Raw genomic sequence first — 25,509 nt, forward strand, 5'->3', positions numbered from 1 at the left:
TCCGGGCCGGACGATGACGCCAGGCCCCGACGTTTCACGTGAAACACTCCCCGTATCCCCCGTTTCGGCTCACTGCGCCCATACCCAGGGCAGGTCCAGCAGTTCCAGTTCCTGACCGGACTGGGCACCCCCGGGCGGTACGACGGCCAGGGCGTCCGCAGCGGCGATACCCCGCAGCATGGCGGGACCGTTGTAGTGCAACGGAACCGCGTGGTCGGCGCGTACGGCGACGGGGACGAGCCGGGTGTCGTACGGGTGACCGTGGCTGGAACCCCTCAGGGGCAGCGTGCAGGGCTCGGGGGCCACACGCCCCGTAAGGCCGCGCAGCAGGGGCTCGGCGAGCGTGAGCAAGCCGGAGACGGCCGCGAGGGGATTGCCGGGCAACCCGACGAGGTGCTGGTCGTCCCGGGTGCGCGCCAGGAGCATGGGGTGCCCCGGGCGCACCTTCACGCCGTCCACGAGGAGTTCGGCGCCGATGCGGCACAGGATGGGGTGGACATGGTCGACGGGTCCCCCGGCCGTGCCGCCGGTGGTGACGACCAAGTCGGCCGTCGAGGAGGTGACCGCCCGGTGCAGGGCTTCGGCGTCGTCACCGAGCCTGCGGAGGGCCACCACGTCCGCGCCGAGCGCGCGCAGCCAGGGTGGCAGCATCGGCCCGAGCGCATCCCGGATCAGGCCGTCCCTGGGCGGCCCCTCGGTGAGCAACTCGTCTCCCAGCACAAGGACTTCGACCCGGGGCCGGGGCCGTACGGACAACGTGTCGTACCCGGCGGCCGCGGCGAGCCCGAGCACGGCCGGGGTGACCAGGGCCCCCGGGGGAAGCAACTGGTCACCGGCGTGGCACTCCTGGCCCCGCGGCCGGATGTCCTGTCCATGGGCGACCGTGGGGGTACTCCCCGTGCGCGCGGAGCCGAGAGCCGGCGGAAGGGCGGCGTACAGCCGGCCCTTGTCGTCCATGTGCCCATGTTCGCTGCGCAGGACCGCGGTGGTGTCCGGGGGGATGCGGGCACCGGTGGCGATCCGGACGGCCTCCCCGTCCTCGAGCGGAGCAGGCTCCGTGTGCCCGGCGAGGACTCCTTCCTCGCGCACGTCCCAGGGGCCGGGGCCCGCGACCGCCCAGCCGTCCATGGCGGAGGTGTTGAAGGAGGGGAGGTCGGTCAGCGCGGTGAGGGGGCCGGCGAGAACCAGGCCGAGGGCGGCGTCGAGGGGCACGTCGACGGGTTCGCGGCACGGCACGGAACGGGCCGCGCGCGCGGCGGCGGCGCGGGCCTCGGGCCAGGGCGTGGCGTGGTGGCCCGGGCGGTGCCCGGAGGGGGCCGGTGAGGAGGGGGCGGCCTCCGCCGGGCCGTCCCGGCCCATGTCCCGGGCGCCGGGATGCCGGGGGGTGCCGGGTCCGTGTCCGGACCCTGTACCGGGCGTACGCGGCTCGGAGCGGCGGCCGTCACTCGGGCCCAGGTCCCGTACCAGGGCGAGCGCCTCTTCGAGATCCCGGTCGTGCCGCTCCGGGTCGTGCCGCTGCTCGGCCGGGCGGGCGGAGCGGGCCTCGCCCGGACGGCCGCGCCCGCCGCTGTCCTCGACCACGGCCAGCGCCTCCTCCCCATACCGTTCATCGGTGTCCGGGCCTTTCCGGACGCCCCTCTTCGTCATCCGGCGTCCGGCTTGGCCTCGGCGGCCTCCTCGTCCGCCCAGCGCAGGGCCAGGGCAGCGGCCTTGCGGGCGGCCTCGGCGACCGCTTCGGGGCCGCCCTGCGCCTGCGCGGCGGCGTAGCCGACGAGGAACGTCGTCAGCGGGGCCGCAGGACGGGCCACTCCGTGCGCGGCGTCGCGAGCGAGGTCGAGGAGAACGCCGGTGTCGACGTCGAGGTCGATGCCCAGCTCGTCCTTGACTGCGGAAATCCATTCGTTCAACACGTGCCCATGCTCCCTGATTCGTGATCGGGCGGCGGCGATGGCGTCCCAGGTGTCGCAGTCGAAGGACGCGACGGGATCGGAGATACGGGTGAGGCCGAGCCGGGCGACGAGCCGCCGCAGCGGAAGGCCGGCAAGACCGGGGCGCAGAGGGCGCGCGGGGAGGTCCGAGGGATCGCGGGGTTCTGGAGCATGGGGGAGTTCCGATGTGCCGGAAGAACCCTGCCCTGCGGCCAGGCGGGCGAGTTCGCGGCGCAGTGTCGCGCTCCGGTAGGCGGCGACCAGGGGCTGGTCGCGCCCCTCGGGGTCGGTGAGCACCGCCCCGTCGGCGCCGCTCGCCCGCAGTGCGGCCAGCAGCCGCCGTACCGTCCCCGCCTCCAGGAACGGCAGATCGGCGGAGAGCACGACGACATACCCGGCCGTGGTGTGCCGCAGCCCCGCGTCGAGCGCGGCGACCGGGCCGCCGCCCGGCGGCTCCTCGCGAGCCCAGAGCACGGGGCGGGCGATGGGCCTGGGGTCGGCGACGACCACCGTGGTGGCCGCGCCGGCGCAGGCCGCGAGAACGCGGTCGAGCAGCGCCCGTCCGCCGACGCGCACACCCGGTTTGTCGGCCCCGCCGAGCCGCCGGGCGGTACCGCCGGCCAGTACGACGGCGTCGTACACCTCGGCGTCCGGGTCGCCCGGGGGCTCGTACTCGGTCATGTTCCCGAGTATGGGCGCCGCGTCGATCAGTGCCACCCCCGCGCCCCGGCCGGGCGCGGGAGCTTGCTCACAGTTTCGGCGGCCGGCCGGTCGCGGATGCGGCTCAGAGGGTGCGCAGCAGCACCGCCGGCTGTTCCACGCAGTCCGCCACGTACCGCAGGAATCCGCCCGCCGTGCCGCCGTCGCACACCCGGTGGTCGAAGGTGAGCGAGAGCTGCACGACCTGTCGCACCGCCAGCTCCCCCTCGTGCACCCATGGCCTGGGGACGATCCGGCCGACGCCGAGCATGGCCGCCTCCGGGTGGTTGATGATCGGTGTCGAGCCGTCGACGCCGAACACCCCGTAGTTGTTCAATGTGAAGGTCCCGCCGGTGAGTTCCGCGGGGGTGAGCGTGCCGGCACGGGCCGCCTCGGTCAGCCGGGCGAATTCCGCGGTGAGCGACTCGGCGTCCCGCGTATGCGCGTCCCGCACGACGGGGACGACGAGCCCCCGTTCGGTCTGTGCGGCGAAACCGAGGTGCACCTGGTCGAGCCGGACGATCTCCCGGGCCTCCAGGTCGACGGTGGAGTTCAGCTCGGGGAACCGGGCGAGCGCTGCGGTGCAGATACGGGCCAGCAGCGCGAGCAGGGAGACCTTGGAATCTCCCGCCGCATTCATGGCCGCCCGCGCGCGCATCAGTTCCGTGGCGTCGGCGTCCACCCAGCAGGTCGCGTCGGGAATTTCCCGCCGGCTCCGGGACAGCTTGTCGGCGACGGCCCCGCGGACGCCCTTGAGGGGGATCCGGATGCCGGAGGTGGCCGCCGCGCCTGCCGGTGCGCCCGCTCCGGATACGGCGGGCGGAGCCGGGTGTGCCGGGGCGGCCGCGACCGCCGTGGCCCTCGTCGCGCCGCCGCCGGCCGCGGCGGCCCTCAGGGCGTCCTCCACGTCCGCGCGCAGGATCAGTCCGTCGGGTCCGGAACCCGTCAACTGCCGCAGATCCAGCCCGTTGTCGCGGGCGAGCCTGCGGACGAGCGGGGAGATCACCGGAACCGGTCCGTCGACGTGCTCGTGGGCGTCGGCCCGGTGGCCGGGGGCCGAAACGGCCTGGGTCGCGACGGCGGAGGCCGGGACACCCGGGGCGAGCGCCGCCGCCCGGGCGGCGGGCGCGGATCCGGTGGCAGCGGGCGCGGATCCGGTGGCAGCCGGGACCGGGTCCGGTGCGGCGACGGAATCGACCCGCGCGGCGCCATCGGCGGAACGGGAGCCGGGCTGGGGCGGCCTGACCCGGCGGCGCCGGGCGGGAGCCGCCGATGTGCCGTATCCGACCAGCACGTTCCCGGACGATTCCACGTCCCCGCCCGCGGGGGCACCCACGGCGACCGTCAGCAGCGGGGCACCGACCGGGAGCTCCGTGCCCTCCTCGCCGAAGCGGGCCGTGACCACGCCACCGTAGGGGCAGGGCACCTCGACCATCGCCTTGGCCGTCTCGACCTCGACGACCGGCTGGTCGACCGTGACGACGTCCCCGACCTTCACCAGCCAGCGGACGATCTCGGCCTCGGTCAGCCCCTCCCCGAGGTCCGGCAGCCTGAACTCGAGCACCTGGGCCATCAGCTCTCCGCCTCCCACTGCAGGCGCCCCACGGCGTCCAGGATCCGGTCGACGCCGGGCAGATGGTGCCGCTCCAGCATCGGCGGCGGGTAGGGGATGTCGAATCCGGCCACCCGCAGCACGGGCGCCTCGAGGTAGTGGAAGCAGCGCTCGGTCACCCGCGCGGCGATCTCCCCGCCCGGTCCGCCGAAGCCGGTCGACTCATGCACCACCACGGCACGGCCCGTGCGGCGCACGGACGCGGTCACCGTCTCGTCGTCGAACGGCACCAGGGAGCGCAGATCGACGACTTCGAGGTCCCAGCCCTCGGCGCGTGCCGCCTCGGCCGCCTCCAGGCAGACGGGGAGCGACGGCCCGTAGGTGATGAGCGTCGCGCTACGGCCCGAACGCCGCACCGCCGCACGGCCTATCGGTTCCACGGTCGCGGGCTCGTCGGGGTTCCAGGAGTCCTTCGACCAGTACAGCCGCTTGGGCTCGAGGAAGACGACCGGGTCGTCGGAGGCGATGGCGGCGCGCAGCAGCCCATAGGCGTCCGCGACCGTCGCGGGCGTGACGACATGGAGGCCCGGGGTCGCCATGTAGTAGGCCTCGGAGGAGTCGCTGTGGTGCTCGACGCCGCCGATGCCTCCCCCGTAGGGGACCCGGATCGTCAGGGGCAGCGGCATCGCGCCGCGAGTGCGGTTGCGCATGCGCGAGACATGGCTGACCAGCTGCTCGAAGGCGGGGTAGGCGAAGGCGTCGAACTGCATCTCCACGACCGGCCTGAGGCCGTACATCGCCATGCCGACGGCTGTGCCGAGGATGCCCGCCTCGGCGAGCGGAGTGTCCGTGCAGCGGTCGTCGCCGAACTCCTTGGCGAGCCCGTCCGTGACCCGGAAGACACCGCCGAGCGTCCCGACGTCCTCGCCCATGACGTGCACGGACGGGTCGGCCGCCATGGCGTCGCGCATCGCGCGCGTCAGGGCCTGTGCCATGGTGGCCGGCTTGAGGGCAACGGTCGTCATCGCCCGGCTCCTTCCGGTCCGGCCGCCTCGGCGTCCAGCTCCGCCCGCAACTGTTCCCGCTGTTCGAGAAGTTGGGGGGTGGGCTGGGCATACACGTGGCCGAAGAGGTCCATGGGGTCGAGCACCGGGTCCTGGTTCATGCGCGCCCGCAGGTCGGCCGCCAGCGCCTCGGCGTCCTCACGCGCGGCCCGTATCCCGTCCTCATCGAGCAGACCGCGCCGGGTCAACTCGCGCTCCAGCAGCATGATCGGGTCGTGCGCCTGCCAGGCCTCTACCTCGGCGTCGCCGCGGTAGCGGGTCGCGTCGTCGGCGTTCGTGTGAGCGTCGATGCGGTACGTCACCGCCTCGACGAGGGTGGGGCCGCCGCCCGCGCGTGCGTGCCGTACGGCCTCACCGAGGACCTCGTGCACCGCGGCCGCGTCGTTTCCGTCGACCAGCCGGCCCGGCATGCCGTAGCCGACCGCCTTGTGCGCCAGGGAGGGCGCCGCGGTCTGCTTGGCGAGCGGGACGGAGATCGCGAAGCCGTTGTTCTGGACCAGGAAGACGACCGGCGCCTGCCATACGGCGGCGAAGTTCATGGCCTCGTGGAAGTCGCCCTCGCTGGTGCCGCCGTCGCCGACCAGGGCGAGCGCGACCACGTCGTCGCCCTTCAGGCGGGCGGCGTGGGCGAGTCCCACGGCGTGCGGCAGCTGGGTGGCGAGCGGGGTGCTCAGGGGGGCCACCCGGTGCTCGTAGGGGTCGTAGCCGGTGTGCCAGTCGCCGCGCAGCAGGGTCAGGGCCTCGACGGGATCGACGCCGCGGGCGACGGCCGCGAGCGTGTCGCGGTAGCTCGGGAAGAGCCAGTCGCGCTCCTCCAGGACGAGCGCCGCGGCGACCTGGCAGGCCTCCTGCCCGGTGCTGGAGGGGTAGACGGCCAGGCGGCCCTGCTTGGTGAGCGCCGTCGCCTGCGCGTTGTACCGGCGGCCGCGCACGAGCTGGGTGTACAGCCGGCGCAGCAGCTCCGGGTCGGCCTTGGCGGCCGCCTCCGTGCCGAGGAGGCGATACGGCAGGGGATCGGGCAGCAGCGGAGCGGGATCGGTACGGGGCTGCCAGGCGGGCGGCGGGGTCGGCCGGTAGGCATCCCGCTGCTCCATGACCGTCATGACGGCACCTCCTCGTGGGAGCGGCTTCGGACGCGCCACGGGAGTGATGCGCCTCACCTACCGATTGTTCGGTCGTCGGCACATTTTGGCTACAGGCACCTCAAGGCTGTGGACAAACGGTTCTCCACAACCTGAGATGGACGCAGTACGTCCATGGTAGAGAGGCGGGGGCACATGGCACCTGAACAAATGGCCGAGCCACCGGAGCACGGCCCTGTACTGCCGCCCCCACGCCCCCTGGACGCCATCGACCGGGACATCCTCCAGATACTCCAATCGGACGGCCGCGCCTCGATACGGTCGGTCGCCGAGCATGTGCACGTCTCCCGCGCCAACGCCTACGCACGCATCAACCGGCTCATCGAGGACGGCGTGATCCGCGGCTTCGGCGCCCGGGTGAACCACGAACGCGCCGGTCAGGGCACGTCGGCCTACATCACCCTGAAAATCGTCCAGAATTCCTGGCGCACGGTCCGCGAGCGGTTGCGCCTGCTTCCCGGCGCCTCCCACATCGCCCTGGTCGGAGGCGATTTCGACGTCCTGCTCCTGGTCCACACACCCGACAACAGGGCGCTGCGCGAACTGGTCCTCACCCGGCTCCAGGCCATCCCCGAAGTGCTCAGCACGCGCACCCTGCTGGTGTTCGAGGAGGAGGACCTCGAGCCGGAAGGCTGACCGGACGACCCAGGCCGACCGGAAGGCCCAGGCCGACCGGACGCGCCAGATGGACCGGACGGACCAGATGGGCCGGACGGACCAGATAAACCCGATGGACCGGGCCGACCGGGAGTCGAACGGGTGAACGGAAGTCCGGGCCGGCTCCTCAGTGCTCGGTGCGCAGCCCCGCGAAGGCCAACCGCACGACGGCGTCGGCGACTTCGCGCTCGCCCATGCCCCGCCCGTCGGGCCGGTACCACTCCACGATCGAGTTGATCATCCCGAAGACGAGCCGCGTCGCGAGCCGCACCTCCACATCACCGCGCACATCCCCGTCGGCGGCGGCGGCCTTGAGCAGCTCGGCGACCTGGTGGTCGAACTCGCGGCGCCGCTCCAGCGCCCACCGCTCGGTGCCGGTGTTGCCGCGCACCCGCAGCAGCAGCGTCACATACGGCAGCTCGGCGGTGAGCACCTCGACCATGCGCCGCACGACGTACTCCAGCCGTTCCACGGCGCGGCCCACGCGCGCGTGCTCCTCCTCGAGGATCCCGAAGAGGCCCTCCAGCGCCCGGCTGACGGCCCGGCGCAGCAGCTCCTCCTTGCCCGAGACATGGTGGTAGATCGACGACTTGGAAATGCCGGCGGCCTTGGAGAGGTGCTCCATGGAGGTGCCGTCGTAGCCGCGCTCGTTGAACACCTGCACGGCGACGGAGAGCAGGCTCTCCGGGGTGTATGTGTCGCGCTTGGCCGTGGTCATGAGGTGCTCTCCCGCTTCTCGGAGGCGTACGCGTGGCGGTAGAGCGCGAGGGACGGGGCGTACCGTCCGCAGGGGTCGCGCATGTGCAGGTCGTCCAGGAGGTCGTAGGCCCAGCCGCGGCCGAGCCGGCGGCCCCACTCGAAGGGGCCGAGAGGGTAGTTGACGCCGAGCCGCATCGCGGTGTCGATGTCCTCCTCGGTGGCCACACCCTTGGCGACGGCATCGTGCGCCAGGTCGACGATCCGGGCCACCGTCCGGGCGACGATCATGCCGGGCACGTCCCCGATGACGCTGACGTCCTTGCCGAGCGCCTGGAAGAGGCCGACGGCCTCGGAGAGGGTCCTCGACGAGGTGTCCTGGGAGGCGGACAGGGCGATCCGGGTCGCCCTGCGGTAGTCGAGCGCCAGGTCGAAGTAGACGACGTCCCGGAACTCCACGGAGGTCTGTCCGTCCGCGAGAGCCAGCTGCCCGCCGCCGGGCAGCACCAGACGGGTGCCGTGGTCCTCTTCGTCCTCACGGACGCCGATGCCCGCCTCGCGGATCAGCGCGAGCAGTTCCGAGGCGGGGCCCAGATCGCCCTCGGCGACGACGTATGCCGGTGGCTGCGCCCGCTCCGCGGTGTGCGGCTCGGGCCGCTCGGCACCGTCCCCGTAGCCGTACCAGCCCTGCCCGGTCTTGCGGCCGAGCCGGCCGGACTCCACCAGCCGCCGCTGGGCGAGGGAGGGCGTGAAGCGCACGTCCTGGAAGAAGGAGTCCCACACGGAGCGGGTGACGGATTCGTTGACGTCCTGCCCGATGAGGTCGGTCAGCTCGAACGCGCCCATCCGAAAGCCGCCCGACTCGCGCAGGACCGCGTCGATGGTGGCGGGGTCGGCGGCCTGCGCCTCGTACACCGCGAACGCCTCGGCGTAGAAGGGCCGGGCGATGCGGTTGACGATGAAACCGGGGGTGTCCGCACACGCGACCGGTGTCTTGCCCCAGGCGCGGGCCGTCTCGTACGCGCGTGTGGCGGACGTGACGTCGGTGGCGAACCCGGAGACGACCTCCACCAGCGGCATCAGCGGCGCGGGATTGAAGAAGTGCAGGCCGACGAAGCGGCCCGGGTTGCGCAGGGCGCCGCCGACGGCGGTCACGGACAGGGACGAGGTGTTGGTGGCGAGCAGGCAGTCGTCGCCGACGACGTCCTCCAGCTCACGGAACAGCTGCTGCTTGACGTCGAGACGCTCAAGGACCGCCTCCACGACGAGCGAGCAGTCGGCCAGCTCGGCCAGGTTCTCGACCGGCAGGAGGCGGGCGCGGGCCGTGTCCCGCTCGGCCGCGGTGAGCCGGTCCTTCTCCACGAGCCGGTCCAGGCGGGCGCCGATCGCGGCGGCCGCCTCGCGGGCGCGGCCCACAGCGGCGTCGTACAGCCGCACGGGGTGTCCCGCCACCAGCGCGACCTGGGCGATGCCCTGGCCCATGGTGCCGGTGCCCACGACGGCCACAGGGCTGCTGAGGTCGAGTGCTGTCATGAGCGCGATCCTCCCGCACCAGGTTTTCCACGGATACGGCAGGCCCCCTTGTCCCGACCGATCGTTCGGTTACTCTAACCCTGTCCGCCTGTTCCTGCCCAGGTCATGAACTCAACGAAGAGCTCTTGAGACGAGGAGTTGGTCCCGCATGGCCGCCGAACTCACCGCGCACCAGCTGATCGCCCAGCACCGCCCCACGCTCGACCAGGCGCTGGAAGCCATCCGCACACGCGCGTACTGGTCGCCGCACCCCGAGCACCCAAAGGCCTACGGGGAGCACGGCAGCCTGGACGCCGCGGCCGGCAAGGCCGCCTTCGACGCCCTCCTCGGCACCCGCCTGGACCTCGGCCAGCCCGGCACGGACGACTGGACGGGCGACGAGGTCTCGCCGTACGGGATCGAGCTGGGGATCACCTACCCCCACGCCGACATCGACGTTCTGCTGCCCGCCATGCGCGCCGGCCTGCGGGCCTGGCGCGACGCGGGCGCGGAGATGCGGGCGGTCGTCTGCCTGGAGATCCTCAAGCGCATCAGCGACCGGACGCACGAGTTCGCGCACGCGGTCATGCACACCAGCGGCCAGGCGTTCATGATGGCGTTCCAGGCGGGCGGCCCGCACGCACAGGACCGCGGCCTTGAGGCGGTGGCGTACGCGTACGTGGAGCAGGTCCGTACGCCCGACACCGCCGAGTGGACCAAGCCCCAGGGCAAGCGCGACCCACTGGTCCTCACCAAGACGTATCAGGCCGTCCCGCGGGGCATCGCGCTGGTCATCGGCTGCAACACCTTCCCGACGTGGAACGGCTACCCGGGCCTGTTCGCATCCCTGGCCACCGGCAACGCTGTCCTCGTGAAGCCGCACCCGCGCGCGGTGCTTCCGCTCGCGCTCACCGTGCAGGTCGCCCGCGAGGTACTCGCCGAGGCGGGCTTCGACCCGAACCTGGTGGCGCTGGCCGCCGAACGCCCGGGCGAGGGCATCGCAAAGACGCTCGCGGTGCGCCCGGAGGTCCGGATCATCGACTACACGGGCTCCACGGCGTTCGGCGACTGGCTGGAGACCAACGCCCGCCAGGCGCAGGTCTACACGGAGAAGGCCGGCGTCAACACGGTGATCGTGGAGTCGACGGACAACTACAAGGGGATGCTGTCCAACCTGGCGTTCTCCCTGTCGCTGTACAGCGGGCAGATGTGCACCACCCCGCAGAACCTGCTGATCCCGCGCGAGGGCATCACCACCGACGAGGGGCCGAAGTCGTACGACGAGGTGGTCGCGGACCTCGCGCGCTCGGTCGACGGCCTCCTGGGCGACGACGCGCGCGCGAACGCGCTGCTCGGCGCCATCGTGAACCCCGACGTCAAGGCCCGCCTCGAGGCGGCGGCCGGGCTCGGCGAGGTCGCCCTGGCCTCCCGGGAGATCACCAACCCGGAGTTCCCGCAGGCCATCGTGCGCACCCCGGTGATCGTGAAGCTCGACGGCGCCAAGCCGGACGCGGAGGCTTCCTACATGAGCGAGTGCTTCGGCCCGGTCTCCTTCGCCGTCGCGGTCGACTCGGCGGCGGACGCGGTGGAGCTGCTGCGCCGTGCCATCCGGGACAAGGGCGCGATGACCGTCGGCGCCTACACCACCTCCCAGGAGGTCGAGCAGGCCGTCGAGGAGGCCTGCCTGGAGGAGTGCGCCCAGCTCTCGCTCAACCTGACCGGCGGGGTGTACGTCAACCAGACGGCCGCCTTCTCCGACTTCCACGGCTCGGGCGGCAACCCGGCGGCCAACGCGTCCCTGTGCGACGGAGCGTTCGTGGCGAACCGCTTCCGGGTGGTGGAGATCCGCCGGGAGGCATAGCGGAGGCTCAGGCGGGTGCGCCCCCGGTGGCGCTCCAGTGGTACAGCGTCATGGCCACGCTGGTGGCGAGGTTGTAGCTGGAGACCTGGGGGCGCATCGGCAGGGACACCAGGTGATCGGCGCGGGCACGGACTCCGGCCGACAGGCCGGTGCGCTCGGAGCCGAACGCGAGCACGGCGTCGTCCGGCAGCTTCAGAGCGCGGATGTCGTCGCCCTCCGGGTCCAGCGCGAAAACCGGGCCCGGCGGCAGCTCGTCCGCGGACAGCCGCTCCACGGCGGTCGCGAAGTGGAGTCCGGCCCCGCCCCGCACCACCGTGGGATGCCAGGGGTCGAGCGTGCCGGTGGTCACCACACCCGTCGCGCCGAACCCGGCCGCCAGCCGGATGACCGCCCCCGCGTTGCCCAGGTTCCGCGGGTTGTCGAGGACGACCACGGGGGCGGTGCGGGGCGTGCGCCACAGCGCTTCCAGATGGGCCTCGCGCGCGGGGCGCACAGCGAGGGCGGCGACCGCGGTGGGATGCGGGCGCGGCACAAGAGCCCGGTAGGTCTCCTCGGGCACCTCCGTCAGCAGGGCTTCCAGCACGTCGCGCACATCGGGCGCCAGCTCGTCGGCCAGGGCGAGCGCCGCCCGCCGGTCGGTGGTGACGGCGACCGGCACGCGCGCGTGGAAGCGCACCGCGTGCTTGAGCGCGTGAAAGCCGTCGAGCAGGACCAGGTCGCCGGCGAGCCGGTGCCAGGTGCCCAACGGATCGGCGGTGCTGCGGTACGGGGCCGTCATGCCGTGCAGCCTACGTGCGCCGCGGACCGCCGGCTTCCGGGCGGCCGGGCGGTGGCGCGCCGGCGCGGCCCGTACGGCAGGCGCCGCCGGGCCGGACCGCCGGGCGGCTCACACCGCCGGGCTCGCCTGGGGCTGATCGGCCGGCTCCTCGGCGGGCGGGCGGGGCCCGCGCGGGCCGGGCAGCGGGAGCCGGGCGCCGGACCTCGCGAGCCGTCCCCGCGCGCGTGCCGCCCAGCCGCCCAGCCTTCGCAGCAAGGGCGTCGGCAGGAACACGGCGTCGGCGGCGATCATCGCGAGCGAGAAGAAGGGCAGCCCGAGCACCACGGCGATCACCGCGTGCTCGGTCATCATGATCGCCAGCAGGACGTTCTTCACCCGCCGGTTGAACAGCGTGAAGGGGAACGCGACCTGCGCGGCGACCGTGCCGTACGTCACCAGCAGCACGATCACGCCGTGCGCGGACAACAGGTCGGACAGGGCGGGCCAGGGAGAGAAGTAGTCGATGTGGAGCGGGTAGTAGACCGCGGTGCCGTCCTGCCAGCGCGACCCCTGGATCTTGTACCAGCCGGCGGTCGAGTAGATCAGACACGCCTCCGCCATGATCACGAGCAGGGCGGCGCTGTGGACCAGGTTGGCGACGACGTCCAGCAGGATGCGTGGTTCCCCGTGCGGGGCACGCCGGCCGACGTACCACCACAGGCCCTGCACGGCCCACAGCCCCCAGAACACGGCGAGCCAGGCACCGGCGATCCAGCCCGCGCCCGTCGCCGGGGCCAGCACCAGAGCGATCACGATCCACAGGACGGGGCCCACCCGGTCGGGCCGCGGCACCTCACCCCGCGCGCGGGCCGCAGCGGCCCGCCGGGCGCGCCGCTCGTCCAGCGACCACACCTGCCCGCAGCGTGTGAACACCAGGTAGATCGCCATCAGGTGGATGACGTTGTCACCGCCGTCACCCATGAAGACGCTGCGGTTCTGCAGCGACAGCACCCCCACCATGAACAGCACCGACATCGTGCGGGTGCGCCAGCCCACCAGCAGCAGGGCGCTCGAGAGCATGGCGAGGGCGTACACCGTCTCGAACCACACCTGGCTGTCGGACCACATCAGGACCGTGAAGGCGTGGTTGTTCGCGATCAGTTGTTGGGCCAGGTCCCAGCTCCAGGGGCCGGCGGGACCGTACAGCTCCTGGCGGTGCGGCAGCTCGCGCAGCAGGAACAGCAGCCAGGTGGCGGCGAAGCCGATGCGGACGATCGCGGTCTGGTACGGGCCGAGGACGGCGTCGGTGACGCGGGCGATACCGCGCGAGACGCGCACGGTGAACCGGTTCATCGGGCGCTCGCCTCCGCCCGCTCGCCGTCCGGCAGCGGCCACCAGGGCAACAGCCGGTACACAGGCGCCGTGCCGACCTGCTCGCCGCTCCACTTCGGGGGCGCCACATTGGTGGTGCGGGAGCGGACCTGGACGCTTTCGACACGCTCGCCGTGCCCGGCCGCGTGCTCACGGCCGAGGCGCAGCGCGACGACCCGGCGCAGATAGTCCTCGGACAGGGCCCCGCGCAGGCCTACGGGACGGTTGCGGCCGTCGTGCGAGCCGACGTAGAAGTCCCAGGCGCGGCGCAGCTCGTTCTGCTGGGTGTGGCTCGGCAGCAGATTGCCGTCGATGGCGGCGCCGTCGAGCGCGGACAGGTCATACCAGCCGGTCGTCCGCCGGCCGCCGTCCCCGGTGCGCAGTTCGGCCCGTACCTGCACGTCGATGTTCTGCTGCAGCGGGTCGGGCGCGAACAGTTTCCAGTTCTGCTCGAACTCGGGGTACACCCAGTCGTCGATCGCTTCGCCGTGCTCCTTGGTGACGACGTTCGCGGGCGCGACATGCAGGAACACCATGCCCAGGTGCACACCGGCGGTGAGGGCGACGACCGCGAGCGCCAGCGCGGCGGCTGTCTGGTAGCGGAGGGAGAGGGCGGCGACGCCGGTGAGCGCGGCCACGGGGTCCGGCGCGGACCCCACCGTCTCCCGCGTGCCCGCGGCCTCCGCCGGGCGTTCCCCCGCGTCCGTGGCCTCCGCCGGGCGTTCCCCCGCGTCCGTGGCCTCCTCGGCGCGCGGCTCCCGGGGCCCGTCGTGGGCGGCGCCCGCGGGCAGGGGGGACGCCGGATCGTCCGGGCCCGGCTGTTCCCGCCCGGCTTCGACGACCGGCTCCTCGTCGTACGCGTCCATCCCGCCCCGTCTCCCGAGCTTCCGTGCCCTCGGTGCCGTCCCGTGCCGCGGGCCTTCGTCCGGCGACCGTCTCCGACGCGGGCCGGGCCGGCCGCATCACCCGTACGCAGCACCCCATGGTGTGCGCACGGGTACGGTACTCAGCCCCGCCTGCCCCGCACAGCGCATCGGCCACAGCGACGGACCGCTGCCCGGAGGTTGTCCACAGCGGTTGACACCCTACGGCGCCACGTCCCACCATTGAATCGACACGACCGAACGATCGGTCGGGCGAGAGTGGTCGAGGGGGATCGCATGGCGACAGCAGCAGCGCACCGGACGCCCCGCGCGGACGGCACGGCACCGGCGGACACGACGGCCTACGAGGCCGGGTTCGACGCCGCCGTCGCCGCCGAGGAGCGCATCGAGCCGCGCGACTGGATGCCCGACGCCTACCGCGCCACCCTGGTCCGGCAGATCGCCCAGCACGCGCACTCCGAGATCATCGGCATGCAGCCGGAAGCCAACTGGATCACCCGCGCGCCCTCCCTGCGCCGCAAGGCGATCCTGATGGCCAAGGTCCAGGACGAAGCGGGCCACGGCCTGTATCTGTACAGCGCGGCGGAAACGCTCGGCACCAGCCGCGACGAGCTGCTCGACAAGCTCCACACAGGCCGCCAGAAGTACTCCTCGATCTTCAACTACCCCACGCTGACCTGGGCGGACGTCGGCGCCATCGGCTGGCTGGTGGACGGCGCCGCCATCATCAACCAGGTGCCCCTCTGCCGCTGCTCCTACGGCCCCTACGCACGCGCGATGGTCCGTATCTGCAAGGAGGAGTCCTTCCACCAGCGCCAGGGATACGAGCTGCTGCTGACCCTCAGCCAGGGCACACCGGAGCAGCACGCCATGGCGCAGGACGCGGTGGACCGCTGGTGGTGGCCGTCCCTGATGATGTTCGGCCCGCCCGACGACGAGTCGGCGCACTCCGCCCAGTCGATGGCCTGGAAGATCAAGCGGCACTCGAACGACGAGCTGCGCCAGCGCTTCGTGGACATCTGCGTCCCCCAGGCCCAGTCGCTGGGCCTCACCCTCCCCGACCCGGACCTCGCGTGGAACGAGGAGCGCGGGCACTACGACTTCGGGCCCATCGACTGGACCGAGTTCCGAGACGTCCTTTCGGGCAACGGCCCCTGCAACGAGCAGCGGCTGGCCCAGCGCAGGCAGGCCCACGACGAGGGCGCCTGGGTACGGGACGCGGCCGCGGCCTACGCGGCGAAGCACAACGGGACGGGCGCGGCCGGCGAGGCCGCCCGGACAGCCGGCGCACCGTCGGCGAACAAGGCCGACGAGAACGGAAAGGCGTGACCATGACGACCGAAGAGTGGCCGCTGTGGGAGGTCTTCGTGCGCTCCCGCCGAGGGCTCTCGCACACCCACGCCGGCAGCCTGCACGCCCCCGACGCCGAGCTGGCCCTGCGCAACGCACGCGACCTGTACACCCGGCGCGGCGAGGGCGTCTCGATCTGGGTCGTGCCGTCCGCCGCGATCACCGCCTCCTCGCCGGACGAGAAGGACCCCTTCTTCGAGCCCTCCGCCGACAAGCCCTACCGGCACCCCACGTTCTACGAGATCCCGGAAGGGGTGAAGCACCTGTGACCGTCACCCGGAACACCACGGCCGCCCTGGCGCTCGGCGACGACGCCCTGGTGCTCTCACACCGCCTGGGAGAGTGGGCGGGCCACGCGCCCGCACTCGAAGAGGAGGTCGCGCTCGCCAACATCGCCCTGGACCTGCTGGGCCAAGCCCGGGTGCTGCTGTCCATGGCCGGCGACGAGGACCAGCTCGCCTACCTCCGCGAGGAGCGCGCCTTCCGCAACCTCCAGCTGGTGGAACAGCCCAACGGCGACTTCGCTCACACCATCACCCGCCAGCTCTACTTCTCCACCTACCAGCGGCTGCTGTACACCCACCTGGCCGCCACGGAGAACGAGTTCACCGGCCTCGCCGCCAAGGCGGTCAAGGAGGTCGCCTACCACCAGGACCACGCCGAACAGTGGGTCCTGCGTCTCGGCGACGGCACGGACGTCAGCCATGAGCGGATGCAGCTCGCGTGCCAGGCCCTGTGGCGGTTCACCGGCGAGATGTTCCAGCCCGTCGAAGGCCTGGACATCGACTGGCCGGGGATCAGGACGGCCTGGCTCGACTCGATCGGTGACGTCCTGCGCCGCGCCACCCTGAACATGCCCGAAGGACCCCAGTCCGGGGCATGGACCGCGGGCGCCGGCCGGCAGGGCCTGCACACCGAACCCTTCGGACGGATGCTCGCCGAAATGCAGCATCTGCACCGCAGCCACCCGGGGGCGTCATGGTGACGGCCACAGCCCTCGAAGAGGAACTGCGCCGGCTCGCCGGCTCGGTCCCCGACCCCGAGCTGCCCGTGCTCACGCTGGAGGAGCTGGGCGTCCTGCGAGCCGTCCACGTGCACGGCCCCGACGCGGTGGAGGTCCAACTCACCCCGACCTACACGGGATGCCCCGCGATCGAGGCGATGGCCCTGGACATAGAGCGCGTCCTCCATGAGCACGGCGTACCCCACGTCGTGGTGCGCACGGTGCTCACCCCCGCCTGGTCCACGGACGACATCTCCGACGAAGGCCGCCGCAAGCTACGGGAGTTCGGGATAGCGCCGCCCCGCCCCCTGCCGGCGTCCGGGCCCGTGCCCCTGGAGCTCGGCCCCACCCGCACGGCCACAGGCTCCCGGGAAGCCGACTCCGCGAGCGCCCCCGGACCCGGAGAACCCGTGCGCTGCCCGTTCTGCGGATCCGCCGAGACCGAGCTGCTCAGCCGCTTCTCGTCCACCGCGTGCAAGGCGCTGCGCCGCTGTCTCGCCTGCCGTGAGCCCTTCGACCACTTCAAGGAGCTGTGATGGCCCGGTTCCACCCGCTCCCCGTGGCCGCCGTCGACCGGCTCACCGACGACTCCGTGGCCCTGACCTTCGCGGTGCCCCCCGCACTGCGCGAGGAGTACCGGCACGCACCCGGCCAGCACCTCGCCCTGCGCCGCACCGTCGACGGCACGGAAGTCCGGCGCACGTACTCGATCTGCTCCCCCGCACCGGCACCGGACGACGAGGGCCCGCGCACTGTGCGGGTCGGGGTCCGGCTGGTCGACGGAGGCGCCTTCTCCACCTACGCGCTCAAGGAGATCGCCGTAGGCGACGAGCTGGAGGTGATGACCCCGGCAGGACGGTTCACCCTGGAGCCCGCGCCCGGACTGTACGCGGCGATCGTCGGCGGCAGCGGAATCACCCCCCTGCTGTCCATCGTGTCCACCCTGCTGGCACGGGAGCCCCGCGCCCGGTTCTGCCTCATACGCAGCGACCGGACATCCTCCTCCACGATGTTCCTGGAGGAGGTCGCCGACCTGAAGGACCGCTTCCCAGAGCGGTTCCAGCTGGTCACGGTGCTCTCCCGGGAGGAACAGCAGGCGGGACTGCCGACCGGCCGGCTCGACGAGGACCGGCTGTCCGGGCTGCTGCCGGCGCTGCTCCCGGTGGACGAGGTCGCGGGCTGGTTCCTGTGCGGACCGTTCGGACTGGTGCAGTCGGCGGAGCGGGCGCTGCGTGGGCTCCGGGTGCCGCGGACACGTATCCACGAGGAGATCTTCCATGTGGACGCGGGCGCCGCGGTCAGCCCTTCCGCACCGGCTCCCGCACACAGCATGGTGACCGCCCGGCTCGACGGGCGCGGCGGCACCTGGCCGGTCCTCGACGGCGAATCACTGCTGGAGACGGTCCTGCGCAACCGGCCCGACGCCCCCTACGCCTGCAAGGGCGGAGTGTGCGGAACCTGCCGGGCCTTCCTGGTATCGGGCGAAGTGCGCATGGACCGCAACTTCGCGCTGGAGCCGGAGGAGACGGACGCGGGATATGTGCTGGCGTGCCAGTCGCACCCGGTCACGGAGAAGGTGGAGCTGGACTTCGACCGGTGAGCGGCCCCGGCACCGGTGCACCACCGGGACCCGTGCCGCTCGGCGCTCCCGGGCGTTCCCTTCTCATAGAACCTGTTCTATCTTGACGCTCCGTCAGATCAGCGGAGCCGCCAGGAGGACAGGCCGTGGACTTCACCTTCAGCGAGGAGCAGCAGGCGGCACTCGAGGCAGCGAAGGCCCAATTCGCCGGGGTCGCACCCGACGCAGTACCCAGCCCCGCACTGACCCCGGGCACCGTCGCCGACGACTTCGACCGAACGCTGTGGGCACGGCTCGCGGACGCGGATCTGCTCAGCCTGCTGCTCGACCCGCAGTACGACGGCGCCGGACTCGACCCCATCGCGCTCTGCCTGGTGCTCCGGGAGTCCGCCAAGGCACTGGCACGCATACCCCTGCTGGAACACACGGCCGCGGCCACCGCCGTCCAGGCCCACGCCGGCACCGAGACCAAGGAGGAACTGCTCACACGCGCAGGCCGCGGGGAACTGACGCTGACGGTCGCCGCCCACGGCCGCACCGGCCACGACCCGGCCGAACTCGCGGTGGCCGCCCGCCGGACGGCAGACGGCACCTGGGTGCTGGACGGAATCCACACGGCCGTGCCCTGGGCTCACACCGCCGACTTCATCCTCCTACCGGCACACACCCACGACTCGGGCCGCACCGTCCTCGCCCTCGTCCCCCGGGCACACGACGGCGTCGTACTCGCCGAACAGTTCTCCACGACCGGAGAACGCCTCGCCGAACTCCGCCTGGACTCGGTACACATCGCCGCCGGGCATCTACTCGCCGCCGACGGGGCCTGGGAGGAACTCCGGCTGCTCCTCACCATCGGGACCTGCGCACTCGCCCTCGGCCTCGGCGAGAAAGTACTGCAGATGACCAGCGGGTACACCGGCAAGCGAGAGCAGTTCGGCCACCCCATCGCCACCTTCCAGGCCGTCGCCGTACAGGCCGCCGACCGGTACATCGACCTGCGCGCCATGGAGGCCACACTCTGGCAGGCCGCGTGGCGGATCAGCTCCGGCGCACCGGGCGCCCTGCCCGCCGCCGGCGACGTGGCGACGGCCAAGATCTGGGCGTCCGAGGGCATCCGACGAGTCGTGCAGACCGCGCAGCATCTGCACGGAGGATTCGGCGCCGACACCGACTACCCCCTGCACCGGTACCACGCCTGGGCCAAGCACCTGGAACTCTCACTCGGCCCCGCGGCTGCACACGAGGAAACCCTGGGCGACCTGCTGGCCGCGCACCCCCTGGGATGACCGGCGCAGAAAACCCGCTCCGCAGCCGGCTACCGGAACTACAGCACGAAGCCCGGCTCGCCCTTGGCATCCATGACGGGACGGCCCGAGGCGGCCCAGACCTGCATGCCGCCCTCGACGTTCACCGCGTCGACACCCTGCTGAGCCAGGTACATCGCGACCTGCGCCGAACGCCCACCGGAGCGGCAGATCACATGGACCCGGCCGTCCTGCGGCGCGGCCTCGGTGAACTCACCGTATCGGGCGACGAACTCGCTGAGCGGGATGTGCAGCGCCCCCTCAGCGTGACCCACCTGCCACTCGTCGTCCTCACGGACGTCCAGCAGGAAGTCGCCGTCCTTGAGATCCGCGACCTGGACCGTGGGCACACCAGCTCCGAAATGCATACCCCCGACGCTACCCGACGGGAGCGCCCGCCTGCCCCGGCCCCGCTCCACCGGGCCGTACCCGCGGATCAGCCGCGCAGGGCCGCCAGCTCGGCTTCCTTCTCCGCGACCTGGGCCAGCAACTGCTCGGCGATCTCATTCAGCAGACCGTCCGGGTCCTCGGGAGACAGCCGCAGCATCGAGCCGATCGCGCTCTCCTCCAGCTCTTGGGCCACCAGCGTGAGCAGGTCCTTACGCTGGGCGAGCCACTCCAGACGGGCGTACAGCTCCTCACTCGGGCTAGGCCTGCGCTCCTCGGGGACCGGGCCGGCCGCCCACTCCTCGGAGAGTTCCCGAAGCTGCGCCTCGTCACCGCGCGCGTACGCGGCGTTGACCCGGGAAATGAACTCGTCGCGCCGCTTGCGCTCGGCCTCGTCCTGAGCCAGGTCAGGGTGCGCCCTGCGGGCCAGCTCGCGGTACAGCCTGCGGGCCTCCTCACTGGGGCGCACCCGCTGCGGAGGCCGCACGGGCTGGTCCGTGAGCATGGCCTGGGCCTCTGGGAACAGCCCGTCGGAGTCCATCCAGCCGTGGAACAGCTCCTCCACATCCGGCATCGGCATGACCCGGGCCCGAGCCTCGTGAGCGCGCCGTATGTCCTCCGGATCCCCGCTTCGGGCAGCCCGCGCCTCGGCGATCTCGGCCTCCAGCTCATCGAGGCGCGCGTACATCGGGCCCAGCTTCTGGTGATGCAGCCGCGAGAAGTTCTCCACCTCGACGCGGAAGGTCTCCACGGCGATCTCGTACTCGATCAACGCCTGCTCGGCGGCCCGTACGGCCTGCTCCAGCCGCTCCTCCGGCCGCGGACCGGACCCGCCGGCGTCCTCGCCGGTCGCCGCGGCTTCACCGGAAGCGGCACCCACCGCCTCGGGCCCCACGGCTGACCCGGAACCGGCGCCCTCGGCGAGCGGTTCCTCGACAGCGGACACAGACTCGCTCTGCTCGGCTTCGGGCGTCGTCACCGGACCAGCGTATGACACGGGGGAGGGCGGCTGCGGGGTCCGCCGGGTTCTGGGCCTTCGAGCAGGTCGCCGCAGTCTTCGGGGGTCCCCCGCCCCCTCCCCCCTCCCTCCCCCTCCCCTTCTGAACCTGTGGAAGCTGCAAAGCCCCCAGAACCCTCAGACCCCCATCTCCGCCGCCACGCGCCCACTCCGCACCGCCGCCACCAGCTTCGCGTGGTCCGCCTCCGTGCGGTCCGCGTAGGCCACGGCGAACGCGGCGATCGCCTCGTCCAGCTCCTCGTTCTTGCCGCAGTACCCCGTGATCAGGCGGGGGTCGGCGCTGTGGCTGTGGGCGCGGGCCAGCAGCGCTCCGGTCATGCGGGCGTAGTCGTCGATCTGGTCGGCGGCCAGCGCGGTGGGGTCGACGCTGCCCTTGCGGTTGCGGAACTGCCGCACCTGGTAGGGGAGTCCGTCGACCGACGTCCAGCCCAGCAGGATGTCACTGACGACCTGCATCCGCTTCTGGCCGAGGACGACCCGGCGGCCCTCGTGCTCCGTCTCCGGTACCGGGTGGCCGGCCGTCGCCAGATGCGGGAGCAGGGCGGACGGGCGGGCCTCCTTGACCTGGAGGACCAACGGTTCGCCGCGGTGGTCGAGGAGCAGTACCACATAGGAGCGGGTACCGACGCTGCCCGTGCCTACCACGCGGAACGCCACGTCGTGCACCGCGTACCGCCCGAGCAGCGGGAGCCGGTCCTCGGACAGGGTCGTCAGATAGTGCTCCAGGGACGCGGCGACCGCCGCGGCCTCCGCGTCCGGTATGCGGCGCAGCACCGGTGGTGCGTCCACGAAGCGGCGGCCGCCGCCGTCGGCCGGCTCGGTCGATTTGGCCGCGAACCGTCCGCTGGTGTTGGCGCGTGCCTTCTCGGAGACTCTCTCCAGGGTGCCGAGCAGGTCGTGGGCGTCCGTGTGGGAGACCAGTTCCTCGTCCGCGATCGCGTTCCACGCGTCCAGGACGGGGAGTCTGGCCAGCAGGCGCATCGTGCGCCGGTAGGCCCCTGCCGCGTCCCGGGCCGCCGCCCGGCAGGTGTCCTCGTCGGCTCCGGCTTCGCGGCCGGCGAGGACCAGCGATGCGGCGAGGCGCTTGAGGTCCCATTCCCAGGGGCCGTGGACGGTCTCGTCGAAGTCGTTCAGGTCGATGACGAGGCCGCCGCGGGCGTCTCCGTAGAGTCCGAAGTTGGCCGCGTGGGCGTCGCCGCAGATCTGGGCGCGTATGCCTGTGGTCGGGGTGCGGGCGAGGTCGTAGGCCATGAGGCCGGCGGAGCCGCGCAGGAACGCGAAGGGGGTGGCGGCCATCCTGCCGACGCGTATGGGGGTGAGTTCGGGGAGGCGGCCGTGGTTGGACTCCTCGACGGCGGTGACCGCGTCGGGGCGGTCGGTGTCCATCGCGAGTTCGGCGTGGGCCCGGCGCAGTACCCGTGCGCGCAGTGCCTTGCCCTCGTCCTTGGGTGATTTCGGTGCGGGCCATCGTGCGAAGCCCCGCACCGCGGCGATCCTGCTGGTCTGCAGCGGCAGCGCCGCCCCGGTCACCGCGCCGTTCTCGGTCACACCGACCGCCTCCCCCGTTGTCCGCTGTCCTTGCAGCTGTATGAACATCAACTGCGAATGACCGTACAGGTGGCGGGCGGGGAGCGTCAGAGGCTGTGGACAAGTGGGCAGTTGTGGACAACCTGGTCGGAGCCCGTTCCGGCCCGCGGGGGCCGCTCTGGGCCGGGTCGATACCGCGGGCGTGCCGCCGCCGGACAGGTTCTGGTCGCCGGCGCCGCCGGGATGACATCGTTGCCCTTGCCCGCGTCGACGATGTCGCCGGTGGAGTGGACCGTGTCGTTGCCGCCGCCCAGGGAGATGTCGTTGAAGTGGTAGGTCTGGCCGGTGTTGTCGTGGACGGTACGTGACGCCCCGCCAGGCGCTCACACTCCGGCTCGGCCCCGGCCGACCCCGCGGGCCCCGACGTCGAGGACGAGGAGATTCCGGATTGACCCCCGAGCAGTTGCGGTCCTTCTGCCTTTCCTTCAGCGCGGCTGTGGAGGAGTTCCCCTTCCCCTCCGCCCAGGAGCTGTCCGTCTTCAAGGTGGAGGGCAAGGCCTTCGCCCTGACGAGCCTGGACGCCCGTCCGCTCACCGTGAACCTGAAGTGCGACCCGGAGAACGCGCTGCGGCTGCGCGCCGCGCACCCGGCACTGATCGTCCCGGGATGGCATATGAACAAGCGCCACTGGAACACGGTGACGGTGGACGGCGAACTGCCGGACCGACTGGTCCGGGAACTCGTCGAAGACTCCTACGACCTGGTCGTCGCGGGCCTGCCACGGGCCGTGCGCCTGCGCCTCGACCGTCCCTGAGCGAACGGGTCCGCCATCACGTGCCGTAGCGGCCCGGTGGGAGCGAACAGGGGGTGCCGCACGACGCCGGAGGCGCGCGCGAGCTCCTCCGGCGTCACGTCCGGGTCCTGCCCCGGATCCTGGCGGGCCATGGCCGGGATGCGTGCCCGGTGGGGCCGGGGGTCGCGTCGCTGCGGCACGCGGGCCATGGGTCTGGTCTCGGGAGACTCGGTGAGGCGGTGCGGAGAGTGATGGAAGGTGACCGACGGGGAGTCCCCGCGATCGATGGCTGAGTCCACCTGGGACAGTGCAGGGGTCGCGCTCGGACCGGGTTCCCGTCTACCGCTCCCGACCGGCGTCACCCTCGTCGTTCGAAGACTCTCGCTGCCGGCCCTTGTTCCGGGCAGATGCGTCCGTGTCCTGTCCGTCCAGCAGCTCCAGGAGCGCGGCTTCGGCCTTCTGCCGTCCCTCTTTCGTCAGTTCCAGGGGTGCGTTGCTGTAGACGGTGTACCGGTCGGGATCGATGATGTTGGCGGCCCTCAAGGTGAACGTCAGAAGCGGGCGCCATCCCCTGCGGTGGCCGACCCTCGCCTCAATCCGGACCGTGTAGTCCCGGGCTTCCGCAACGAATCCCGAAAACGGTGCCTCGAACTCGATGAAGAGTTGTTTCGCCTCTCTGCCGGCCACGGCGAATCCAGCGGGCAACTTCAATTCCTCGCCCGGCCCGGGTTCGAGACGAGACGGTGAGGACTTCCACAAGAGCGGTAGATGAGAGGCGGGTTCGTGGGGGAACGTGAGCACCAGATCCTGCACGACTATCGGCTTGGCGCCGGTGTTGTGAAGGACGAGCGGGAGCCGCAGGCAAGCCAGGGAAGGGTGAACAATGGCGGCAAACGAATGAGGCTCCCACGACTTCAGGTGCCCTTGCCTGGCATTGATCCACCAGAAGGAGGCGACGGTGAAGACCAATGCACAGACCGATACAACGCTGGCGCCGGAAAACGGTGAGGACGCATTCTGGGCAGCGGCGACCATCAGCGGAAGCACGATTTCAGTGTGCCAGCCTCGGGGTGGGCACGCTAACAGGACTCGGTGACGCGGCGCCTGGAGCGCCCCTGCCTCGCGGTGAGTGCGGCCGGGACTCGTTCACCCTTCGGCGAGGAGGTGCCCCAGCAGGGCGTCCACGTCGACGTGTGCGGGTTCGGTACCTCTGGGCACCACCGACTCCGTTTCCCGCAGGAACGTCTTGATTTCCTGCGCCGGGGCCTTGATCAGGGCCGTACCACCCGGCGGCGTGAGAAGGATGTACAAGTCGCAGCGGTCAGACTCGACGGCGGGCCATACACGTATGTCCCCTTCGCCGACGGGGCCTTTCAGGCCATCGAACAGAAGATCCCGTCCGATGATCCACTCCACCGTCTCGTCGCTGCCGACAGCGTTGAACACGGCACGGACAGCATAGGGATCACTGGGCTCGTACCGCAGCCTCAAACTCATGGGCAAGGACATTTCATCCGAGACGACGAGCTGCACAGACAGCCCCCGGAACACGGTTCTCAATGACTTCATCGGTGTTACTCCTGGTGCCTCGACCTGCACGGGAAGGGCCGCCGGAAGGGCCGCCGCCGGTTCAGCGAGGCGCGAGCAGAGAGACAGGTACCACAGGCAGGTACTACGGGAGCGGTGGCGGACGGCACGAGAGCGCCCGGAGAGGCTGTATCTCGTGCCGTCGCGGGGGTGCCCGGCCGGCAGAGGCGGGCGATGGCATCACTGACGGCCGGGGCATCACCGGGATGCGGCCGAGCTCGGTTGCCGGGCGAATGCGGCCTTCGGGTCAGCGATCGGTGCCGTGCCGTTCATGGTTGTAGTGGCTCACCCTGTAGTGGCTCGTCCCGTCGTGACGCCAGCCGTGGCGGCCGTCCCACAGGTAGCTGATGCCGTGGTCACAGCGGCAGTCGTTGCGTCGATCCCAGCGGCAGTCGTGACGGCCGCCCCAGCCGTAGTCGTCGTCGCGACCCCAACGATGGTCGCGGTCACGCCCGCAGCGGTGGTCGTCACGGTTCCAGCCGTAGTCGTGATGGCCGCCCCAGCGGTCGCGGTTGGCCTCCACACCGGCGGCGACGCGCTGGACGTGCCCGGGCGTCGACGGCGCGGCCGACGCGGTACCGCCGGCGCCGAGAACGGCTCCGCCGGCCAGCGCCAGGGAGGCGATGGCGACACTCATGCGCTTCGTGGGGTTCCTCATGTTCTCTCCTTCGACTCAGAGCAACCCGCCCGCGCAACGGGTACTCAGTTCACTGATGCGATTTGCGTAACGCTGTTCGGGCGCGGCGGCGTGGGCCGCTCTCCTTGGGAGCACCGGTCGGCCCTGCACCGCACCGGTCGGGCACGAGAGAGGCACGAGAGAGGCTTCCGGCGCGATGAC

25 protein-coding genes are annotated in these 25,509 nt (G+C 71.9%); 9 read left to right on the top strand and 16 right to left on the bottom strand.

What is annotated here, in order from left to right; genetic code table 11:
* Positions 1–69: 69 nt before the first annotated feature.
* From ACIP94_RS10765 to pdhA, 5 genes are all read right to left on the bottom strand, one after another.
* Complete coding sequence (locus tag ACIP94_RS10765; RefSeq protein WP_402422571.1) at positions 70–1,647, bottom strand: molybdopterin molybdotransferase MoeA; 1,578 nt, start codon at positions 1,645–1,647, stop codon at positions 70–72.
* Positions 1,644–2,609, bottom strand: a complete 966-nt coding sequence (locus ACIP94_RS10770; RefSeq protein ID WP_402422574.1) for an NTP transferase domain-containing protein — start codon at positions 2,607–2,609, stop codon at positions 1,644–1,646. The genes ACIP94_RS10765 and ACIP94_RS10770 overlap by 4 nt, the downstream gene beginning before the upstream one ends.
* Positions 2,610–2,712: 103 nt before the next feature.
* A complete protein-coding gene (locus ACIP94_RS10775) occupies positions 2,713–4,200 on the bottom strand; it encodes a dihydrolipoamide acetyltransferase family protein (RefSeq protein WP_402422577.1) in 1,488 nt (495 codons plus the stop codon).
* Positions 4,200–5,204 carry an alpha-ketoacid dehydrogenase subunit beta gene (locus ACIP94_RS10780; RefSeq protein WP_402422580.1) on the bottom strand — a complete coding sequence of 335 codons (1,005 nt, stop codon included), beginning with the start codon at positions 5,202–5,204 and terminating at the stop codon, positions 4,200–4,202. The genes ACIP94_RS10775 and ACIP94_RS10780 overlap by 1 nt, the downstream gene beginning before the upstream one ends.
* Positions 5,201–6,346: a pyruvate dehydrogenase (acetyl-transferring) E1 component subunit alpha gene (gene pdhA / locus ACIP94_RS10785; protein ID WP_402422583.1), complete on the bottom strand. Its 1,146-nt coding sequence runs from the start codon at positions 6,344–6,346 to the stop codon at positions 5,201–5,203. Before pdhA ends, ACIP94_RS10780 begins: the two co-directional genes overlap by 4 nt.
* A gap of 189 nt (positions 6,347–6,535) precedes the next feature.
* Between pdhA and ACIP94_RS10790 the strand changes: the two genes are divergently transcribed.
* A complete protein-coding gene (locus ACIP94_RS10790; protein ID WP_402423061.1) occupies positions 6,536–7,021 on the top strand; it encodes an Lrp/AsnC family transcriptional regulator in 486 nt (161 codons plus the stop codon).
* A gap of 148 nt (positions 7,022–7,169) precedes the next feature.
* Here the strand turns inward: ACIP94_RS10790 and ACIP94_RS10795 are convergent, their stop codons facing one another.
* Both ACIP94_RS10795 and ACIP94_RS10800 read right to left on the bottom strand, forming a co-directional pair.
* Positions 7,170–7,760 carry a TetR/AcrR family transcriptional regulator gene (locus ACIP94_RS10795; RefSeq protein WP_402422586.1) on the bottom strand — a complete coding sequence of 197 codons (591 nt, stop codon included), beginning with the start codon at positions 7,758–7,760 and terminating at the stop codon, positions 7,170–7,172.
* Positions 7,757–9,271, bottom strand: coding sequence for a 3-hydroxyacyl-CoA dehydrogenase (locus ACIP94_RS10800; RefSeq protein ID WP_402422589.1), 1,515 nt, complete (start codon positions 9,269–9,271; stop codon positions 7,757–7,759). The genes ACIP94_RS10795 and ACIP94_RS10800 overlap by 4 nt, the downstream gene beginning before the upstream one ends.
* Before the next feature lie 148 nt (positions 9,272–9,419).
* Here ACIP94_RS10800 and paaN point away from each other — a divergent pair, with 148 nt between their 5' ends.
* The gene (paaN, locus tag ACIP94_RS10805; protein ID WP_402422592.1) at positions 9,420–11,111 is read left to right on the top strand and encodes a phenylacetic acid degradation protein PaaN; all 1,692 of its coding nucleotides are present in this window, start codon (positions 9,420–9,422) and stop codon (positions 11,109–11,111) included.
* Between the two features lie 7 nt (positions 11,112–11,118).
* Here paaN and ACIP94_RS10810 read toward each other — a convergent pair whose 3' ends face one another.
* The 3 genes from ACIP94_RS10810 to ACIP94_RS10820 form a co-directional block, all read right to left on the bottom strand.
* Entirely contained in the window at positions 11,119–11,889 is a 771-nt protein-coding gene (locus ACIP94_RS10810; protein WP_402422595.1) for a TrmH family RNA methyltransferase, read from the bottom strand.
* Positions 11,890–11,997: 108 nt separating this feature from the next.
* Positions 11,998–13,221 (bottom strand): HTTM domain-containing protein, encoded by a 1,224-nt coding sequence (locus tag ACIP94_RS10815; RefSeq protein ID WP_402422598.1) that lies wholly within the window; start codon positions 13,219–13,221, stop codon positions 11,998–12,000.
* On the bottom strand, positions 13,218–14,105 hold the full coding sequence (locus ACIP94_RS10820) for a DUF5819 family protein (protein ID WP_402422601.1): 888 nt from the start codon (positions 14,103–14,105) through the stop codon (positions 13,218–13,220). The genes ACIP94_RS10815 and ACIP94_RS10820 overlap by 4 nt, the downstream gene beginning before the upstream one ends.
* 294 nt (positions 14,106–14,399) lie before the next feature.
* On the opposite strand from ACIP94_RS10820, the gene paaA reads away from it, so the two are divergent.
* The 6 genes from paaA to ACIP94_RS10850 all read left to right on the top strand — a co-directional run bounded on the left by paaA (position 14,400) and on the right by ACIP94_RS10850 (position 19,341).
* Positions 14,400–15,452 (top strand): 1,2-phenylacetyl-CoA epoxidase subunit PaaA, encoded by a 1,053-nt coding sequence (gene paaA, locus ACIP94_RS10825; RefSeq protein ID WP_402422604.1) that lies wholly within the window; start codon positions 14,400–14,402, stop codon positions 15,450–15,452.
* Positions 15,453–15,454: 2 nt separating this feature from the next.
* The gene (gene paaB / locus ACIP94_RS10830; RefSeq protein WP_365158191.1) at positions 15,455–15,742 is read left to right on the top strand and encodes a 1,2-phenylacetyl-CoA epoxidase subunit PaaB; all 288 of its coding nucleotides are present in this window, start codon (positions 15,455–15,457) and stop codon (positions 15,740–15,742) included.
* Positions 15,739–16,458: a 1,2-phenylacetyl-CoA epoxidase subunit PaaC gene (gene paaC, locus ACIP94_RS10835; protein WP_402422608.1), complete on the top strand. Its 720-nt coding sequence runs from the start codon at positions 15,739–15,741 to the stop codon at positions 16,456–16,458. Before paaB ends, paaC begins: the two co-directional genes overlap by 4 nt.
* Complete coding sequence (gene paaD / locus ACIP94_RS10840; RefSeq protein WP_402422611.1) at positions 16,452–17,012, top strand: 1,2-phenylacetyl-CoA epoxidase subunit PaaD; 561 nt, start codon at positions 16,452–16,454, stop codon at positions 17,010–17,012. Before paaC ends, paaD begins: the two co-directional genes overlap by 7 nt.
* Complete coding sequence (locus tag ACIP94_RS10845; RefSeq protein ID WP_402422614.1) at positions 17,012–18,076, top strand: 2Fe-2S iron-sulfur cluster-binding protein; 1,065 nt, start codon at positions 17,012–17,014, stop codon at positions 18,074–18,076. The genes paaD and ACIP94_RS10845 overlap by 1 nt, the downstream gene beginning before the upstream one ends.
* Before the next feature lie 125 nt (positions 18,077–18,201).
* On the top strand, positions 18,202–19,341 hold the full coding sequence (locus ACIP94_RS10850; protein ID WP_402422617.1) for an acyl-CoA dehydrogenase family protein: 1,140 nt from the start codon (positions 18,202–18,204) through the stop codon (positions 19,339–19,341).
* 38 nt (positions 19,342–19,379) lie between these two features.
* Here ACIP94_RS10850 and ACIP94_RS10855 read toward each other — a convergent pair whose 3' ends face one another.
* The 3 genes from ACIP94_RS10855 to ACIP94_RS10865 form a co-directional block, all read right to left on the bottom strand.
* A complete protein-coding gene (locus ACIP94_RS10855) occupies positions 19,380–19,709 on the bottom strand; it encodes a rhodanese-like domain-containing protein (RefSeq protein WP_402423064.1) in 330 nt (109 codons plus the stop codon).
* 86 nt (positions 19,710–19,795) lie between these two features.
* Positions 19,796–20,725, bottom strand: coding sequence for a J domain-containing protein (locus ACIP94_RS10860; protein ID WP_402422620.1), 930 nt, complete (start codon positions 20,723–20,725; stop codon positions 19,796–19,798).
* Between the two features lie 156 nt (positions 20,726–20,881).
* Positions 20,882–22,360 (bottom strand): DUF2252 domain-containing protein, encoded by a 1,479-nt coding sequence (locus ACIP94_RS10865; protein ID WP_402423067.1) that lies wholly within the window; start codon positions 22,358–22,360, stop codon positions 20,882–20,884.
* A 379-nt stretch (positions 22,361–22,739) separates the two neighbouring features.
* Between ACIP94_RS10865 and ACIP94_RS10870 the strand changes: the two genes are divergently transcribed.
* Complete coding sequence (locus ACIP94_RS10870; RefSeq protein ID WP_402422623.1) at positions 22,740–23,105, top strand: MmcQ/YjbR family DNA-binding protein; 366 nt, start codon at positions 22,740–22,742, stop codon at positions 23,103–23,105.
* Positions 23,106–23,423: 318 nt separating this feature from the next.
* On the opposite strand, the gene ACIP94_RS10875 is transcribed toward ACIP94_RS10870, so the two are convergent.
* The 3 genes from ACIP94_RS10875 to ACIP94_RS10885 all read right to left on the bottom strand — a co-directional run bounded on the left by ACIP94_RS10875 (position 23,424) and on the right by ACIP94_RS10885 (position 25,329).
* Positions 23,424–24,131: a hypothetical protein gene (locus ACIP94_RS10875; protein WP_402422626.1), complete on the bottom strand. Its 708-nt coding sequence runs from the start codon at positions 24,129–24,131 to the stop codon at positions 23,424–23,426.
* A gap of 99 nt (positions 24,132–24,230) precedes the next feature.
* Positions 24,231–24,653 (bottom strand): SsgA family sporulation/cell division regulator, encoded by a 423-nt coding sequence (locus ACIP94_RS10880; protein WP_402422628.1) that lies wholly within the window; start codon positions 24,651–24,653, stop codon positions 24,231–24,233.
* A gap of 265 nt (positions 24,654–24,918) precedes the next feature.
* A complete protein-coding gene (locus tag ACIP94_RS10885) occupies positions 24,919–25,329 on the bottom strand; it encodes a hypothetical protein (RefSeq protein WP_402422630.1) in 411 nt (136 codons plus the stop codon).
* Positions 25,330–25,509: the final 180 nt, after the last annotated feature.

This window comes from Streptomyces sp. NPDC093261 (genome assembly GCF_044753645.1).
GTDB lineage: Bacteria > Actinomycetota > Actinomycetes > Streptomycetales > Streptomycetaceae > Streptomyces.